Annotated in this window: 9 protein-coding genes; all 9 read right to left on the bottom strand. The window is 48.5% G+C overall.

Annotated features, from left to right (window positions below; genetic code table 11):
• Positions 1-2,949, bottom strand: a 2,949-nt coding sequence (locus tag IQ235_RS05640) for an FkbM family methyltransferase (RefSeq protein WP_264320517.1), incomplete at its 3' end; no start/stop codon positions are given.
• Between the two features lie 1,811 nt (positions 2,950-4,760).
• A complete protein-coding gene (gene csx2, locus IQ235_RS05630) occupies positions 4,761-6,008 on the bottom strand; it encodes a TIGR02221 family CRISPR-associated protein (RefSeq protein ID WP_264320516.1) in 1,248 nt (415 codons plus the stop codon).
• A 143-nt stretch (positions 6,009-6,151) separates the two neighbouring features.
• On the bottom strand, positions 6,152-7,855 hold the full coding sequence (locus IQ235_RS05625; RefSeq protein ID WP_264320515.1) for an RAMP superfamily protein: 1,704 nt from the start codon (positions 7,853-7,855) through the stop codon (positions 6,152-6,154).
• A gap of 55 nt (positions 7,856-7,910) precedes the next feature.
• Positions 7,911-8,354 carry a type II toxin-antitoxin system VapC family toxin gene (locus IQ235_RS05620; protein ID WP_264320514.1) on the bottom strand — a complete coding sequence of 148 codons (444 nt, stop codon included), beginning with the start codon at positions 8,352-8,354 and terminating at the stop codon, positions 7,911-7,913.
• Positions 8,351-8,596 (bottom strand): hypothetical protein, encoded by a 246-nt coding sequence (locus IQ235_RS05615; protein ID WP_264320513.1) that lies wholly within the window; start codon positions 8,594-8,596, stop codon positions 8,351-8,353. The genes IQ235_RS05620 and IQ235_RS05615 overlap by 4 nt, the downstream gene beginning before the upstream one ends.
• 71 nt (positions 8,597-8,667) lie before the next feature.
• Complete coding sequence (locus tag IQ235_RS05610) at positions 8,668-9,075, bottom strand: hypothetical protein (RefSeq protein ID WP_264320512.1); 408 nt, start codon at positions 9,073-9,075, stop codon at positions 8,668-8,670.
• Between the two features lie 40 nt (positions 9,076-9,115).
• On the bottom strand, positions 9,116-9,973 hold the full coding sequence (locus tag IQ235_RS05605) for an RAMP superfamily CRISPR-associated protein (protein WP_264320511.1): 858 nt from the start codon (positions 9,971-9,973) through the stop codon (positions 9,116-9,118).
• A gap of 166 nt (positions 9,974-10,139) precedes the next feature.
• The gene (locus IQ235_RS05600) at positions 10,140-11,411 is read right to left on the bottom strand and encodes a type III-B CRISPR module-associated protein Cmr3 (protein WP_264320510.1); all 1,272 of its coding nucleotides are present in this window, start codon (positions 11,409-11,411) and stop codon (positions 10,140-10,142) included.
• On the bottom strand, positions 11,399-13,567 hold the full coding sequence (locus tag IQ235_RS05595; RefSeq protein WP_264320509.1) for a type III-B CRISPR-associated protein Cas10/Cmr2: 2,169 nt from the start codon (positions 13,565-13,567) through the stop codon (positions 11,399-11,401). The genes IQ235_RS05600 and IQ235_RS05595 overlap by 13 nt, the downstream gene beginning before the upstream one ends.
• Positions 13,568-13,767: the final 200 nt, after the last annotated feature.

The raw sequence follows: 13,767 nt of genomic DNA, 5'->3' as shown, positions 1-13,767 counted from the left end.
GGTGAGTTGGGCGACGCGGTGGAATTGGGCGGGAGTAACCGGGGCGATGGTTACCTGCAAGTTCAACCGCACCAGGAAATCATCGAAGGTGGGAACGGCGGCGCGGAAGGCTTCCCGTTGCAGGTTTTGCTGGTAGAACTGGGCGCGCTTGGCATCCTCTTGGGTGCGTCCGGTGCGATCGAACGCCCAGGTATGGGTTAGGAATTGGGGAATACGATCGGTTTGAGTTGGCAGTTCCAAGGTCAGTACCTCCGGACAGTTGGCTTGAACTTCGGCACATTCGATCGGGTTGTCGTCGATGAAGATGAAACTATCGAGACCCAAGTTCAACTCGGTAGCGAGGGCTTTGAGGTTCTCGGATTTGGGTTGCCAGTTAATTTTGGCCGCGACGATTCGATCGCGGGTTAGGGGCATATCGGAACGGCGATCGAAAACCGCCCACACATCCGCCTCGACGTTCTTGCTGCACAAACACAGCAGCATCCCGGCATCGGCGCAGTTCACCATAAATTCTTGCAACGCCCGATACTCGGCATCGATGGCAACTCCATCCGCGCCATCCTCGCCGCAAACCCCTTTCCACAGGGTATTGTCGCAATCGAGAACCACCACTTTGTAGGGGGCGCTTTGCAAGGTGTGGATTTTCCGGGAGATCGCCGTTCCCAAGGCGGTGAAGAAGGCGGGGGTATAGGGAACCCGACCGAATTCGTCTCCGCGATCGTCGTAGTAATCCTCGACGGGATACATCCGATTCACCTCGGCGGATTTGAGTAAAGACGCACCGCTAACCCCGGCCAAACGCTGGGCTAACCGCTCTTCCATCCGCTGGAAAAACTCACGATCCGCGTCGGGAGTGGGGGGACAAACGCACACCAAATGGGGGGCTTTCGATCGCCCCGTTGCCGCACTCAGAGCATCGGCAAACTCGTCTACCGTCTGCTCGATTTTCGCCAAATCCGTGCCATCGCCTACCGCTGCTTGACCGGGACGAGTGGCGTAGATATTGTACAATCCCGAACCGTGAAGCAATGTTTCTTCGTCGATGTGCAGGTGGAATCCTTTGTCGATCAGGAGTTGCTTCACTTCGGCGATAATATGTCCTTCGCGATCGTGAACTTCCACCACCATTTGCTGAATCATTGACCAGTGCCGCGCTTCAATCCCTTGCAACACCGGCAGTTCGCTTTTCTCGGCATCCAGCTTCAACAAGTCGATGCGATCGATACCTTCTGCGTCGATGACATCAGACAGGCTGCGCAACTGGGCTTGATAGGTTTCCACATCCAACCGCCCGGCCATCAATTCGTCCGCCCAGGCTTCGAGTTCTTCCCCTTCCAAGGCGTTGTATTTACCCAACATATTCAGCACCACCGCCCGAATCGCCTGTTCGTCATCGTGGCTGTCGGCGAAGAAGCCGGAAAACACGGAGGAGTTGGGATAGAAGGTGAAGGTTTCGGTACGATTGCGATCGGCTAACCCGCAGTTGAAGGCTTTCGCACCTTTGCAATAGAGGGCGATATTGCTTTGCAACCGCTCGAAGGTGTGTGGGGCGGGTTCAAAGGCGTAGATGCGGGCGTTGGGGGCTTGCCGTTGGACGAAGAGACCGAACAAGCCGATATTCGCGCCGATGTCGATGACGCAGGCATCATCTTTTAGGGTAATGCCATTTCGCAAATAGGCCCTGTCGAGGAAAATCTCTTTATATAAGTAGTCGGTTTCGTAGCGATTCAGATGGGCGATTTCCAAACCGTCGGCGAGAGTATGCCGGGGCTGATTCCCAAACACTTCGGCTTTGCGCGCTTCATCCACTTTGGGCAGCGAAGGGCGATCGGGTCGTCCCCAATCTTCCAGACGCAACAACACCAGGTTCGTGCCATCTGTATTTTGGTTGAGAACGCTACCGGGATCGAGCAATGCTTGGAATACCTGATTGTAAGGTGCAAACTGAATCTCGGCGGGGCGATCGAGTTCGTTGCTCCAAAATACTAAAGGTTTCTCTACCGGCTCTGCGGTAAAGGTAGCCGTCACGGCTATGGTAGATGTTGGAGAACGATTGAGGCTCTTTCCATTCACCCGTTCGATAAATACGCCTACCATTTCGACAGCCACTTCACCGCGATCGTCGAACAGGCAAATATCGGCCACCAACCTTTGCGGATTCGCTTCTGTGGTGGGACGGATACGGGCATGACTCCACAGGCGCGCCGGTAAGGAACGGTAGCAACTAAAGCGTTCGATACCTACGGGGAGATAGGTTACCCCCTGCAAAGATTCTGGCAGCGCAGCCCAAAGTACTTGGAAAGCAGTATCGATTAAAATTGGATGCGCTAAATAACTTTCAATATTTAATATCGCTGCTTCTTGTAGTTGAACCCGCGCTAGGGCTTCCCCGTCTTGCGCCCAAAGTTCTTCAATAACCTGAAAACTCGTACCGTAGTCGATGCCCCGTTCGCGACAGCCGTTGTAATAGTCTGAAATGGAGGCGGACTCTAAGGTTTGGGCTTGTTGCGCTAAATTCGTTGCCGGGGGAATTGTTCCCGTTGGGGTTAGCTTGCCGGAGGTGTGGAGTTTCCCATCATTCCCACTCGTGATTTTAAAGGATGCAGTGTCAGTTCCCTGGGGGGTGCAATGGAGGCGAACGGTCTGTGTTTCTTCTTCCGATAGCATCAAGGCTTGATGAATAACGAAATCTTCGATGGTTTGCCCCAGATTAGATGTATCGCGAGAAAATACGGAGGTTCCGGCGGCTAAAGCCATTTCCAGATAAGCGGCGGCTGGGAAAATTGCGGAGTTGTAAACGCAATGGTGAGCAAGAAATGCTGGGGAATTGACCCGAACTTTGGATTCAAATTGATGGTTACCCTGATGAGCCTGTAAACTCGCGCCCAGTAAGGGATGCTGACTCGGACGGGCAGAGATGGGGGAAATTCGATCTATTGCAAGAGTCATAATGATTGATGCGTTACTGTTGATTTCAATATTGGGTTAAGACATTTATGATGAAGCGAAGTCTCTTAATTTGGCGTTGTTTCTCCGATTTATAGGTTTAAGGAATTCGAGATTTATGCATTTTTCCCACAAAGCCGAGTGGGTGTTGTTTTAGTTCTCGGAGGTAAGCAAGAGTTTTACGCAGATTTTCTTGAAATTTATATTTTGTAACAAAGAAAATACGGAGAGTGTTTCTAAAAACTTTTGCTTCAATCGTGCAGCACGAACAGTTAGAAAGCGGTCATCATACCGCCTCTAAAAAAAGTAAAAGTAACGACTTGTTCGGATGACTTAAGCTCTGAAAACAAAGCGACAGGTCGATTCGAGTGATTCTAATTAAGAGAATCGAATCGATAACGATCGATGATTCGATCGCCTTTTAAAGAAGAGTCAAATAAAACAAATTCGCTTGTCGATCGCAATTGAAGTTCGATCGATTTATGAATTCGACCGAAACATTAATATTGAGGTCAGTCTTGCACAATTTTGGCTACTTTGAAGACTTGTTACTTTTACCTCGGATGCCTGGGAATTCAATTGTTAGGTCAGTCAATTCACTCGCACCTGACAGTTTGAACGTCCTCAGTTTTTGTTTGTTTGCACTCAGAAAACTTAAATCTTAATAGTCCAGATAACCGAATGGATTCGATCGGCTTCGATCTGTTTGGATGATAACGAATTGACTGGCTGCTGTGTCGTGATGGCTTGTGCGATTGGCTGCTTGTATCTCGATTAAAATGTTATGATTTCGAGATTTTCAAAAGAGTTAAATCACTCTTTTTTGATGTCAACCAATTCGAGCGCTCGTTGGAAATGATTTACCGAGTCGCTTTATCCCGAAACTAGATAGAAACCGTACGTTGTTTTAATCTGTTTTGACTCAGTCGGCTTCTGTCGAGCTTACATTTCCCAACGGTCAATTGAAAAATTTTAAAAAGTAAACAAAACATGATGATGACACCCAGATGAACACTAAATATCTGACGATTTGGGTTGGTTAATTTTTACTTTGATATCGTGTCTTTTTATTTTTTAAGTCAAACTTCGATCGCAAATAACCATCTCAAGGAAAACGACACGACCCGTAGTCTTTAACGCTGTCAGATATACACCCATTTATACCACTTTTTTTTTGAAACTCAAGGGTTTATCGATAGCTTCATTGAAAGTTTACTTTCGATCGAGCAAATTTAAAAATACGCAGCCATTCAAGGCAATCGATGGTCATATTGAGTCTCCCATCTCAGTATTTATTGGGAACCCAACGAGTGCGTAAAGATGAGTTCTGTAAAATCACAGGAGTCAATATGCGCAAAAGTACGGATATTATATAAAATTTTGGTAAATTTCTTAGAAAGTCCAAGATTGGCTCAACTTTCAAGCTAAGAGCGGTAGGAGTCCTCTCAAGGGCAAAACTCTTTCAATATTGCTGTTTGAGAGAATTTACATCCTAACTCCAGCAGTATGCAAGTTCGAAGCGTGCGACCGAATGCAACTTACAGCGGTTTTCACAATGGTACACTCCAGCAACAACGGGGTAGTGCCCCTGTGCCAGTGGTGTCAAAGACGCACAATTTTGTCGATCGTCAAGTGTCCTTCTCAAGGGAGCCAACCCTCGATTCGTGGTGACTAATCTGATAATGCCGCCCCAAGAACTTTATGACGACTTTTACGTTCAACGCGGAGCCGATGAGGAAAGCATTACACAAGACTTCAGTATTGTGTAATGCTTTTCTTTATTTAGGATTGTGAGCGACAACCTCAAGCCTTACTTATCGGAATGTTCCTTTTTTAAATATAGTTTTAGCTTGTTGATGATATTCTTTAGCACGCTCGATCGCATCTGTATAGTTCGGGATTTCCTCATCGAGCGAAGCATGAGCAATCCCCTTGCGAATCTGATTAACCTGACGGAAAATTCGAGCCAATTCTGTATTGTAATGCTCCTGAAAAAGCAAATCTTTCATCTCATATCTATCGTCTCTAAACCTTATATCTTTTCCATTCAGTTCGCAAACATAGGTAATAATTGCCTCTGTTAAAGTAATATACCCCGTAGCATAACGCTTGTTCTCAAAATACCACCCTGCCAGCCTTAGCTGAAAATCTGATTCTCGTTCGTTTCGACGCGAAAATTGTTGTGTGAATTTTTCCAGAATCGTTCTTAAATATTTAAACGGACTACTCATCCCTCGGGTTCTCAACGAGGCATTTAGATCGCTACTGCGCTGCCGAATCGTTGGCAGATAATTGATATTTATCGCTTCTGACAGCCTGTTGATATCATCGGCAAGTTTCGTCTCCCCTTGTTCTTTCAGCAATTGAGAAATTAAGTAACCATTGCCAAAATTTTTCAAGCTATATGCACCTTTAATCCATTGAGTTAGATCGAAAAGCGATTGTAGGTTTACCACGGGTGCGTACCCGAGTTCGCTTCTAACATCTAGCATTCCATAGAAAACGCCTTTAATTTTAATCTTCTTCTCCTGTTCGAGGTCATTTAAAAAGATAAGGACGAGTAATAAAAAGACGGATAGCGATCGAAAAGAATGAGTAATATCGATATACAGCTCATCTCCTTCTTGGAGGTCATCGACAATGTTCAGAATGCGATCGAGATTTTCTTGGAGTTCGGCTTCATTGAGTCCATATTTAATTAGAAGACATTTCGAGCGATCGCCCAAAACTTTTTCTACCGGAGTCAAGTCAAGAGAATCCAAAGAACTATTGCGATCGAGTTTTTCTATCTGCTCCGCCAACTTCATCCACTCTTCATTTTTAGAATCGCTGTCATTCTCTTGATGAAAAACTTCATAAACGCGCTCCCACATAGACTTAACTGTACCAATCAAGATAATACTGTCTATTTCTAAATGCTTGTGAAGTACAGAAGCAATAAAGTTTTCTTCATACTCTCGACCATCATTCATACGGTATTTTGCTTTCAGATAGTCTCGTTCAGAAGCATTCTGGCGATCCAGGGGACCTGCACCTAAAGAAGAAATGAGAATTTTAGCCATTATTAAACCTGCCTATTCTTGAACGAGATGAGCTTTTTCCTCATCTTCCTTCTGAAAAAAGAGAATTTCACAGAGCCAGAGATAGCGCGATAACCGATCTCCACAAACTCTAGCTCTGTTGCCATGAGTCAGACCCAATTCCGTTAGAGATCGTCCCCCCAAAGTCGTTGAAACCCTCGCGGTTCCGACTCCAAAAACTCTAAAAATGCATCCGACTCCCGCGTGCCATTGGGGAAAAATGTCAGCAATTCCAGAAACTGGCGTGTCTTCTTCGGTTGCGGTCTATTTGGATTGTCGGGGTTTCTCACCAGTCGCACCACCGGGAACATCCGATGCCACAAGCGACCCACTAGACTGACTTCTCGACTCACCTCCCCTGTTACCGAGGTTTTGTAAATCGATCCTTTCGGAATTCTCGCCTCTCGAATCGCCCGTCGATAGGGGCCGTGGAACCAGGCGATGGCTTCGCTATCCTCGTCATCTTCGGCCAAGCGTCCCCAAACTGCTACTTTGTCCGGATGCCATGCTTCCCGCCATTGGGTGGCGTATCGGTTGGTTGCCCTCACCCCTTGCAGTTGCATCCAGGCTCTGGCCGTCTCTCGCGTTTCATCGATAAATGGTGTGACTCGATCTAACTTGCGAACCCGGCTGTCGTTGAGCAGCGAGACACCCGTCCACTGCCAGTGACAGCCAATTAGGGCTTTCGATCGAGTTCCCTCATAATATTCCGGATAGAAAATGCGATGGTCTACTCGCCGCCAGGACTTGCCAAAACCACCCAAGAGCATGGCAAACCGCGTCAAGTTTTTCAACAACTTCGTTAGTGCTTCGTGCTGCAGGGGGGGTAACTCCCGCGTCAGCAGCCAGTTGAGTTGTCCTTCCACCTGGTAGGCGGGAACAGCGTAGGAACGGTCTCCGTACTCATTTATCTGCAAATGGGTGTCGCGAAAATTCATCGCCAGCAACCCCACCGTTCCGCTGCCTTTAACACCACCAAATAGAGTTTGTACCAATTCATCTGCCTTGTCTGCCTCGCACAAGCCGCCGAAAATCCGCAACGCATGACCCCGAATGGAGGCACGGAACAGATTGGGACGAAACTCCCCCTCGCCATCCAATAACTTCGGCGCGGCCCCCTGTCCTTTGAGATAGCAGCGATACAACTGTTGACCCTGGAGTTCGTTGGGTTGTCCGTATCCGGCGCAGACGCGACAGCCCAATCCTCGTTCGATCGCCTGTTCCCACAGTTCCCACACTTCAGTCCAGTCTGTTTGCTCCGGTTTGGTGCTAGAAATGCCGAATCGGAGGGTGGGTTTGTAGAGGGAAATCAGGGCAAACGCACCGCCTTTTTTACGATCGGACTTCACCTGCCAATCTTGCTGGGGATGGACGATATCGACTAATCCTTCCTGCCAGCGATCGTCGGTGGGATAGCCCCCGTGGAATCGGAGGAGACCCGGCTCGAAGTCGCCGCCAGAGAGTTTTTTACCGCAGTAGCGATCGGCTTGTTCGGGAGTGCAAACCCGGCGAAACACCCCTTTCATGCTGCTGCCGGGGTAGTAGGGCAGTCCGAACGCACCGATAACCGGGCGGATGATGCCATCGTCTTGACCGCCGTTGGTGACGAAGCGCCAACTGAGGGTATAGGTTTTGGTGCGGACGTTTTTAGGTCGATCGGTTTGGGTGGCGGCTTGAGGTACGGGGTGGGCGCGATCGATCCATTCGTCCGTCCAGCGTTCGACATCCGACTCGTCATTGCGGGTAATCCGCTGTAACTGGCAACGTCCATCTGTTTGCGCCCGAAACATCATCGGCACTTTTTTTGCGGCATCGGAAATTTCAGTCATAGCAATGTTGTTTGTATCGATCGATTGAATGTTTACTTCACCAGCGATCGCTAGCTCAAATGAGGTCTTGAGGACGAACGATGATGAGGTTGGGGGCGATCGTGAAGTCCTTGGGATTGAACGTCAACAGGTGGGTAATTTGATGTGCGAGCATCACGGCGATGAGGCGAACGTCATGAGTCCGTTTTCCCATAACTTTGCCAGTTGCGACCAAGTTCAGCCAGTTGGGGAAAATTTGCGCGGACTCTTCGAGGAGGGGAAACTGACCTAAAAGTGTCTCAACAATACCCCGCGTTCGATCGACACTCCATCCCAAACCATTGACCTCAACCGGGCGTGTGGCCACAACCCAAAACTCAATGAGAACTTGGGCCGTCAGTACGCACTCATCTCCCCTTTCAAGGAGTTTAGATACGGCTTCCACCGCTAGGTTGTGGTTAGGAGAAGCAGAATCGTAGGCTCGCAGGAGAATATTTGTATCGAGTAAATATTGGGTCATGCGTCATAAATACTGTCGCGACGGAGTGCTGCGTCGGGCAAATTGGGGCTGGCAGTTCCGCGTGGGGCGACAGATTCGCACCACCTTGCCGCGCGCTGTGCGGGTGTTGCCGTTTGCCAAAAAGGAATATTGACTCGTGTGGTGGCGAACTCGACGAATGCAATAAAATTGGCAACTTGTTTTAATTGCTCTTCGTTCAACTTATCTAATTCTTGTTTCAGACTTTCTTTAAGTGTCATCATGTTGTCTCTTGAGAGATTGTTAGAGGACTATAGAAAATGACAGTGTGTTATGGATACGTTCGACTTCAATCTTATGCTTCTCGTTCTCCTTTATATCGCTGCGTCCACCACACTAAACAATCGCAAAGTTGCGTCAGCACCGCCATCGCCACCCGCTGGTCTTCCAAACTCACCTGCCACAGTTTCTCGGCCATCCTCTTCACCTTGTCGGTTTCGTTCGCCCGCACCGGATCGTTGGGAATTGTTACCCCCGCATCCTTCATCAGTTGCACCAAAACGTCCCAGGTTTCTTTCCAATATTCGGACTTATCCGCTTCCTTTGCTTGCAAGCGCAGGTGTTCGCCCCAGAACCGTTCGAGTCCGTAGACGACAGCCTCGCGCATTTTAAAGGCTTGATTGAGGGATTGGCGATCGCGCTCTTTGGCATCCAATACCAATTTTTGAGCCGATCGATCCAAGCCGTAATACGTCCATCCCATAACTTCTGTCTCCTTATTTGTATCGATAAACTTCCTTGTTTTAGGCTGCAACTTCTTTTTCGGCTCGATCGGCTTGCTCGGCTTTTTTGGTAAAGTATTCTCCTGCCAAGGTGACGCGGCAGCGACCGAAACCGATCGATTCCAAACCGCCGAAATATAGTTCTTCTGTGAGGGTTTCAAAAGGTTGCCATCCTTTTTCTTTAAGGGCGATGGGAAACACCAAAACGCTTCCCTCGGGCAGTGCCTCTACGTCGAAAAACGCCCCCTGTTTAGCTTTCTTTTGGTTGGCTTCGAGGGACACCCGACTCTGGCGGTAAAGGGCCATATCGTGAAGCATGGAAATATCGTTATCGGCAACCACTACCAGATTCTCTGCCGATAAATCCGCACCCGTGGGAATCCAGGGGGAAAGGTCTACTTTGTGTTCGATCTCCAAAAAGCCTAAATTAAAAAACAACACGGTTTGGTTGTTGCCGACATTGCGCCCCCGCAGAGAAGGAGACGCGGTGTAGGGGTCGGGAACCTCTGCTTCAATCTTGGAAATTTGCTTGTAGCGTTTGAGTAGGCGGGGGCAAGTCACCCACACCACCGGTTGCCCCGGACAGAAGACGGGCAGCCACACCAACGAGGCGTACTCGAACTTGACCTTGGCTTCCGTCGTCCCGCCATCGGTTTGTCCGGAAACCGCTTCGTGTCCGTACCAGTTGGCTTCGTCTAAGTCGGGTTGAGCGCGCATATCCGCCCGGAACCGCCCGCGAATCGAGCTACCCGGAACCATTCCCGTTTGGGTAAATTGGTCGCGGAAAATCAGGTTGAGATTTCCCGTTTCTTCCCCGGCACTGGCTCCAACGTGCAGAGGGGCGAGGGTTTCGATAATTGCGTAGGCTTTGTGATACATCGGTGTAATTTATTCGCGTAGTTTATTCGACAACAAAAATATTCGAGAATAGGGAACGGGGAATAGTAAAGATGTCCTAATGTGTGTGCGTCGTGCGCTAAATGAAGGTACTCACTAATTTAACGGAGGGCAAGAAGAGGGGGTTTCCAGAATTTGGAATCAAACCTCAATTTTTCTTCCTCGATTCTGCGATCGCAGTTCCCATCGGCAGCGATAACCCGCATCCAAACCGCTTGTAGGATATCCCTTCTTTCGGGAACCACTCATCGGGCCAATCCTCCCAACAGTTCAGCTCGTCTTTCAACACGTATACCGTCCCCGGTGGAACTGCATACCGCCCACGTGACAGGCGTTTGGGAGCGCCCGGACGAGGATCGTTGCTATTTCCCAGGCGGTAACGATAGGGCGTGGGACGCTGGGTGAGGAGGGCTTCGATCGCATTACCCGGCCAGCCGAGATTGTCATTCTCATCGCACTCGGGGGCGCGTAAAGAGCGGCGATTCGACCCCCACACGGCGGGGGTTATGGTGGCAAAACTGCGTCCTAATGGGACGGATAGCAGGGTTTGCAGAACGCCTCCTATTTCTTCGCAGCGCAGATCGACTAAATGTCCCTCACCACCAAACCGGTAGCAACCATTAGGAATTTTAGTATTCGAGAGATAGACCAAACAGCAGTCTGGATCGAGCTGAACGCCATTTTCGAGGAACAAGCTGCCGCGATCGTTCTCTTCATCCTCTTGGGGGTCTACCACCCGGCGTTCGTCTTCTTTCAGGCGGGGGTGCAGGTGCGGCACGAACTTCCAAGGTTCGCCACACACTTGCGGCCAGTCGGCAACTTGCCAATCCGTCACGATCGATTGCTTACCTTTAGGCGTGAGTTTTCGACTGGCCTGGAGACAAGCCCAACGCCAATCGGAAAAAGCGATTGCATTCCAATCTTCAATGTGAATCCAACTATTTTTAGCGAATTTACCGATCGGAGAATCATTACATTGGTTGAGCCATTTTTGACAATCGGGATGCCAAAATAGTTTTTGTTTGACCCGTCCGGTTTTAATTTTTGGGATCTCTTCGCAATGGCGATCCCGATCCATATTGACGATGTAGTTGAATGGTGTGGGAACGAGAAAGTTCTGGGGATTGTCCCGTTTGGCCCAAAACGGTCCGGCAACCTGGAGTGGCTTCAGGTGTTCGTTGCGTTGTTCCTCGTTCGGGGTGCTGGCATTGGCATGAGCGGCAAACAAACCGGAGAGGGTAGCCGCAGACGGCGGAAAGCTCGTTCCGGAACGACCGACGAGGTTTTCTGGGGAGAGGAAGCGTCCCGCACTGCCGTAGAGCAAACCGAGGGGTTCGATAGTGATGACGTACTTAAAAGGCGGTCTGTTTATCTGAGACATTCGGGTTTCTGGAAATTTCTGGGTTTCTAGGCATTGCATAGGTGGAATCCGACTTTAGCCAGGTTGATAATCCAATTGCTGAGGGCGCAGTTGACTTCTTCTAGAGATAATTTGCTATTTCCAGCAATGCCAACTTGCTCCCTTTTCCGGTCTCGATCTTCGAGACGACATCGATCCCATAAATGAGAACTCAGAGAGGTTTGGAGATTGGGGAAATAGAGGTCGAATAATGCTAAAGCAACTTCGTGTTGTCCTTTGAAGGCACGACGGGATTCGAGAATGGCGACATCGTTATAGATGTGCGTCCAGTTTTTACCATTCTCCCGATCGCGATATCCTTCTAAAATCGGTTGCAGCAACCCCCAAGGACAAACCCATTCCAAATGGTTGCCGCTATTGAAGAGAATCCGCAATGCAAGGCGATCGCGACCGCTACTTTTTGCCGATTTCTCCGCTTCCCGGCAATGTTGCAACACGTCTCGTTGAGGGACTCCTGGTGCGGCCCAAATAAACCCGACACTGACGGTAATTGGTTGGCTGTGGTGTCGCCAGGTATCCATGCAGTCTTCGCGATCGTGCTTGAACCGATAAAACCACTCCAAACACTCACGAGTTGTCAGAACCGGTTGTCGGAATAACGCGATCGCCTCTTCTAGAGTGAGTCCCGCATGGGTTAAATGTTCTGTCAGTTCAGTATCCGATCGATGGCACTCTAGCCAGATTGCCAAGGTCTTGCGCAGATCGTCGGGTAGCTTTACGTCTTTGTGCAACCCTTTGGCAACAACCATATCTAATGCAGCGTTGTCTGATTCTGAGATTTCGCCTCGAAGTTGCGCTTGCAAATAACGCACTAAGGGTTTGAGATATTTGCGATCGGGAGGCGTTCGATAGAAAACACCGAGAAAATCATCTCCCCCAGCATAGATAATTTTGCCTTGACCCGATGGCAGACTGTCTTTGAGATAGTTTTCCCCCCATTCCATCATCTTACTGCTGAAGTAATGTAAGTCTTCGGCTTCCTTAGCTTCAGCTTGTCCTGGTTTTTTTAGGCTTTGGAGATAGTCTCCAGCTTTGTCACCGTCTCCCTGGAACCAACCCGTCCAGCGATTGTCGGGTTCGAGTTGCTGTTCTGATTTGCCGTTTTTCTGATTTTTCTTCTTAGATTTCAGGCGGTTGAGATCGCGGTAGGTACTTGGAACTTCTTTAAGTTCGATCGGAATTTGGGTGGCAATGGCTTCTAGGGTGACTAATCGCTTTACCAGTTCTGGAATACTTAGTTCTTCGTTGGGGGCAACGATCGCTTCTCCATATTCTTGATATTTTTCTTTTTTCTGTGCTTCAGAAAGTTTTGGGAAGTTTTCATTTGCAAATTTCACAAAACCTTCACCGTAGCGTTTAACAAGCTTTGGATATATTTCTGAAGGTTGATGGCTGTTAGCAACAATAAACAAAATATATTGCCAGCCTAACTTTTCAGAAAGAAATGAGTAAAAATCTTTGATTTCATCTTGTTTTATCTTGACATTCCATCTTGTCGAATCGATTGACTTCTCCTTTCGTTTCTCAGTCCACAAACCCATTCCTGGATAGGCGACACCATCAGCACCCGAAAGCGTCGAACTTTCCCCGATCCAATTCACCCCCGTCCACCCCCGCCATCGCTTAACTTCGTTGAGAGCTTCTCTGGCTTCGGTTACGTCCTTTCCCGTCGCCCAAAAGAACTCCCAGGCGTAATTCCGCCACAAATTCCAATGTTCCGTCCAAGGTAATTCTTTTTTAGAGGCTTGACTGCCTTGCCAAATTCCCAAATCTACCCAGTTTTGGTAGTGCGAATCGATCCAATTTTGACAATTATTTTCTACCCAAGTTTGACAGACATCTAGAACCTTTATCCAGGCTTCATTAACTGCTTTTTCTGCCTCATCTTTTGGAAAAGATTTATCTCCGACGATAATAATTTGATTTGGGGTTCCTTGGGTGACGTTAATTAGAGCTGGAGAGACGATCGGATCTTTTTTTACAGAATTCGGATAATCGTAATAATTCCGTGCCGCCTCACAGATGGATTTTGCTAGATACGAAAGCAGAAACGAACTGCCATATAAATCTCGTAACTTGCGCGATTTTTCGATAAATCCCTGCACGGGAGAAAACGTAATCGCTGTGTATATTTTTTCTTTTTCCGGTTCCGTCATAATTCGTTCGGATTAGCAAGTGATTTCACCATAACACCACGGTGGAAAGGGGGGTTTCTTGGGTGAGGATAAGATAGCTGATGAATGGATTTACAGCTAGAGTTTGAGGTTCTCTGGGGCGATCGCGGATTATCTTCCACTTTCGAGAGCGCTCCTTCCCTCCAAACATCGAAGCTGTTTCCCACTGCCCTGTTGTAACC

Source organism: Zarconia navalis LEGE 11467 (genome assembly GCF_015207075.1).
In the GTDB taxonomy this organism is placed as follows: domain Bacteria; phylum Cyanobacteriota; class Cyanobacteriia; order Cyanobacteriales; family Geitlerinemataceae; genus Zarconia; species Zarconia navalis.
This window is presented reverse-complemented; position numbering and strand designations above follow the sequence as displayed.

What these genes read in the sequence shown, in the direction of transcription:
- csx2 (WP_264320516.1), bottom strand. Translation starts at nt 6,008, where the DNA reads ATGGCTAAAATTCTCATTTCTTCTTTAGGTGCAGGTCCCCTGGATCGC.
- IQ235_RS05625 (WP_264320515.1), bottom strand. Translation starts at nt 7,855, where the DNA reads ATGACTGAAATTTCCGATGCCGCAAAAAAAGTGCCGATGATGTTTCGG.
- IQ235_RS05620 (WP_264320514.1), bottom strand. Translation starts at nt 8,354, where the DNA reads ATGACCCAATATTTACTCGATACAAATATTCTCCTGCGAGCCTACGAT.
- IQ235_RS05615 (WP_264320513.1), bottom strand. Translation starts at nt 8,596, where the DNA reads ATGATGACACTTAAAGAAAGTCTGAAACAAGAATTAGATAAGTTGAAC.
- IQ235_RS05610 (WP_264320512.1), bottom strand. Translation starts at nt 9,075, where the DNA reads ATGGGATGGACGTATTACGGCTTGGATCGATCGGCTCAAAAATTGGTA.
- IQ235_RS05605 (WP_264320511.1), bottom strand. Translation starts at nt 9,973, where the DNA reads ATGTATCACAAAGCCTACGCAATTATCGAAACCCTCGCCCCTCTGCAC.
- IQ235_RS05600 (WP_264320510.1), bottom strand. Translation starts at nt 11,411, where the DNA reads ATGCAATGCCTAGAAACCCAGAAATTTCCAGAAACCCGAATGTCTCAG.
- IQ235_RS05595 (WP_264320509.1), bottom strand. Translation starts at nt 13,567, where the DNA reads ATGACGGAACCGGAAAAAGAAAAAATATACACAGCGATTACGTTTTCT.